At 57.9% G+C, this 3,388-nt stretch carries 4 protein-coding genes; 3 read left to right on the top strand and 1 reads right to left on the bottom strand.

Annotation, left to right across the window (positions count from 1 at the left end; translation table 11 throughout):
* Both WBB95_RS28160 and ahpF read left to right on the top strand, forming a co-directional pair.
* On the top strand, positions 1 to 348 hold a 348-nt coding region (locus WBB95_RS28160), incomplete at its 5' end, for a redoxin domain-containing protein (RefSeq protein ID WP_424490555.1).
* A gap of 127 nt (positions 349 to 475) precedes the next feature.
* Positions 476 to 2,041: an alkyl hydroperoxide reductase subunit F gene (gene ahpF / locus WBB95_RS28165; protein ID WP_424490556.1), complete on the top strand. Its 1,566-nt coding sequence runs from the start codon at positions 476 to 478 to the stop codon at positions 2,039 to 2,041.
* 63 nt (positions 2,042 to 2,104) lie between these two features.
* Here the strand turns inward: ahpF and gloA are convergent, their stop codons facing one another.
* On the bottom strand, positions 2,105 to 2,626 hold the full coding sequence (gene gloA / locus WBB95_RS28170; protein WP_424490557.1) for a lactoylglutathione lyase: 522 nt from the start codon (positions 2,624 to 2,626) through the stop codon (positions 2,105 to 2,107).
* A gap of 199 nt (positions 2,627 to 2,825) precedes the next feature.
* On the opposite strand from gloA, the gene WBB95_RS28175 reads away from it, so the two are divergent.
* Complete coding sequence (locus WBB95_RS28175; RefSeq protein WP_424490558.1) at positions 2,826 to 3,362, top strand: DUF4946 domain-containing protein; 537 nt, start codon at positions 2,826 to 2,828, stop codon at positions 3,360 to 3,362.
* Positions 3,363 to 3,388: the final 26 nt, after the last annotated feature.

The raw sequence follows: 3,388 nt of genomic DNA on the forward strand, positions 1-3,388 counted from the left end.
ACCGACACCCACTTTGCTCACGCTGCCTGGCACAACACGTCGCCGGCCATCGGCAAAATCCAGTACACCATGATCGGCGACCCGACCCTGACCATCTCCCGCAACTTCGACGTTCTGATCGAAGAAGTTGGCCTGGCTGACCGCGGTACGTTCGTGATCAACCCAGAAGGTCAGATCAAGATCGTTGAACTGAACGACGGCGGTGTTGGCCGTGACGCTTCCGAGCTGCTGCGCAAAATCAAAGCCGCTCAGTACGTTGCCGCTCACCCAGGCGAAGTGTGCCCAGCCAAGTGGAAAGAAGGCGAGGCTACCCTGGCTCCGTCCCTGGACCTGGTTGGCAAGATCTAAGCCTGTGAAGCATCAAGGGCGGATTTGCGCACCTAAGTAAGCTGCAACCGCCCCCAAAGCGCCCGGGCGAGATTCGCTCGGGCGTTTTTTTGTCTGCAATAAACCGAATTAATAGGAAATCGCCCGTATGTTGGACGCCAATCTTAAAGCTCAGTTGAAGTCATACCTGGAACGGGTCACCCAGCCGATCGAGATCGTCGCCTCCCTCGACGACGGCGCGAAATCCCAGGAAATGCTTGCCCTTTTGCAGGACGTCGTCAGCCTCACCACGCTGATCACCCTGAAAACCGATGGCGATGATGCGCGCAAGCCATCGTTCTCCATCAACCGCCCGGGTGCCGAGATCAACCTGCGTTTCGCGGGCATCCCGATGGGCCATGAATTCACTTCGCTGGTGCTGGCCCTGCTGCAAGTCGGTGGCCACCCGTCGAAGGCCAGTGTCGAAGTGATTGAACAGATCCGCGCCCTCAAAGGCGAATTCAGCTTCGAGACGTACTTCTCGCTGTCCTGCCAGAACTGCCCGGACGTGGTCCAGGCGCTGAACCTGATGGCCGTGCTTAACCCGAACATCCGCCACGTTGCCATCGACGGCGCGCTGTTCCAGGCCGAAGTCGATGATCGTCAGATCATGGCCGTGCCGAGCGTCTACCTGAACGGTGTGAACTTCGGCCAGGGCCGCATGGGCCTCGAAGAAATCCTCGCAAAGCTCGACACCAGCGGCATTGAAAAAGCCGCCGAGAGAATCAGCGCCAAAGACGCCTTTGATGTGCTGGTTGTTGGTGGTGGCCCAGCCGGTTCCGCCGCGGCGATCTACGCCGCTCGTAAGGGCATTCGCACCGGTGTGGCGGCCGAGCGTTTTGGTGGGCAGGTGCTGGACACCATGTCGATCGAAAACTTTATCTCGGTGCAGGAAACCGAAGGGCCGAAACTGGCCAGCGCCCTGGAAGCTCATGTACGTCAATACGACGTCGACATCATGAACCTGCAGCGTGCCAGCAGCCTGGTGCCAGCAAAAAATGCCGGTGACTTGCACGAGATCCGTTTTGAAAGCGGTGCGACGCTCAAGTCCAAGACCGTGATTCTGGCCACCGGCGCCCGCTGGCGCGAAATGGGTGTGCCCGGCGAGCAGGAATACAAGGCCAAGGGCGTGTGCTTCTGCCCGCACTGCGATGGTCCGTTGTTCAAGGGCAAGCGCGTGGCGGTGATCGGCGGCGGTAACTCTGGCGTTGAAGCAGCCATCGACCTGGCCGGTATCGTCAGCCACGTCACTTTGCTGGAGTTCGACAGCAAATTGCGCGCCGATGCGGTGCTGCAGCGCAAGCTCTACAGCCTGCCGAACGTTGACGTGATCACCAGCGCGCTGACCAGTGAAGTCAAAGGCGACGGTCAGAAAGTCACCGGGCTGGCGTACAAGGATCGCGACAGCGGCGAGTTCAAGACCATCGAACTGGAAGGCATCTTTGTGCAGATCGGCTTGCTGCCTAATACCGATTGGCTCAAAGGCACCGTGGAGCTGACACCGCGTGGCGAAATCATTGTCGACGCGCGTGGCGAGACTTCACTGCCGGGTGTATTTGCTGCGGGTGACGTGACGACTGTGCCGTACAAACAGATCGTGATCGCAGTGGGCGAGGGCGCCAAGGCTTCGCTGAGTGCTTTCGACCACCTGATCCGTAGTTCCGCGCCAGCGTAAATCCGGCACCGGAAATGAAAAACCCCATGAGTGATCATGGGGTTTTTTTATTGCGTCAGATTTTTACAGCGGCGCTGGCTGAATGATCTCAACCCAGTACGCGTCCGGGTCCTTGATGAAGGCCAGGCTTTTCATGCGGCCATCGCTCAGGCGCTTCTGGAAGTCACAACCCAACGCTTCGAAACGCTCGCAGGCGGCGACAATGTCCGGCACCGAAATGCAGATGTGACCAAAACCACGTGGGTCGGTGTTGCCGTTGTGGTAGGCGAAGTCGGCGTCGTTTTCGGTGCCGTGGTTGTGAGTCAGTTCCAGGATGCCCGGGATCGACTTCATCCACTGCGTGCGTGCGGCAGCGTCGGCCGGGATCTGGGCCTTGTCCACCAGCGCCAGGAAGTACAGGCTGAATTCGGCTTCCGGGAAGTCACGTTTTTCAACCAAGGAGAAACCCAGTACGCGGGTGTAGAAATCCAGCGATTGGGTGATGTCCTTGACCCGCAACATGGTGTGGTTGAACACGAAGTTCGCAGTGGCGGTGTCAGGTTGGGCGGTGACGCCCGGGAAAGTGTTCAGATCGTGCAGGCTCATGGGCCCTCCAGGAAAAAATGGGGCAAACGCGGCTCCAGGTGAAAAGAGCGGTCCCTTGGCTTGCGGCTGGCATCCGTGCAGCCGAACCATAATACGCAAGGCCTACCCGCCGCGCCAAATGAAAAAGGTCACGCAGGCCTTGCGACCAGTGGGTGCGGGGGCTCAAACTTTGTCGCTTGAACCTTGGGTGTTTTTCGCAATGATTGAATTTCGTAAACCGCTGTTGAGCGCTGTGTGTGTGTTGTTGGGCAGCCCATTCGCTTTCGCGGCTGACCCGGAAATCCATTGGCCCAGTGGCTGGCAAGTTGAAGAAGTGGTACCCGACGGCGAAGCCCCGGTAAAACCTCAGGCTGTGTCGCGCCAGCGTGCAATCAAAAATGACGAAAATGGCACCACCTTGATGGTCATGGAGTTGACCGGAACACCGATTGAAGCCGGGCATAAAGTTAATCTTCAAGGCGTCTTACTGGACATGCGTAAATCCATCCAGAAGGATTTTGCCGGCGGCGGTTATCAAAGCGTGTGCAGCAAAATGCACCCCACGACATTGAGTCATCTTGATGCGCTGGAAACTACCTGTGTGATTACCGAGAACGGCCGCCACGTGTTGTCGCAAACATTGGTGGGCGCAGTGGATGCCGATAAGGCCTATGTTTTTTCATACGCAGGCCAAGCGGATGCCTACGAAGCCAGCAAGGACGAAGTCAGTTCAGTGCGTGACAGCTTGAAACTTTGAATGCCGCAGGTTGGTCGATTATGAAC

It is taken from the genome of Pseudomonas sp. (assembly GCF_049645325.1).
Taxonomy (GTDB): domain Bacteria; phylum Pseudomonadota; class Gammaproteobacteria; order Pseudomonadales; family Pseudomonadaceae; genus Aquipseudomonas.

Excerpts from the sequence above, each read along its gene's own strand:
- gloA (WP_424490557.1), bottom strand. The coding sequence starts at position 2,626 with ATGAGCCTGCACGATCTGAACACTTTCCCGGGCGTCACCGCCCAACCT.
- ahpF (WP_424490556.1), top strand. The coding sequence starts at position 476 with ATGTTGGACGCCAATCTTAAAGCTCAGTTGAAGTCATACCTGGAACGG.
- WBB95_RS28175 (WP_424490558.1), top strand. The coding sequence starts at position 2,826 with ATGATTGAATTTCGTAAACCGCTGTTGAGCGCTGTGTGTGTGTTGTTG.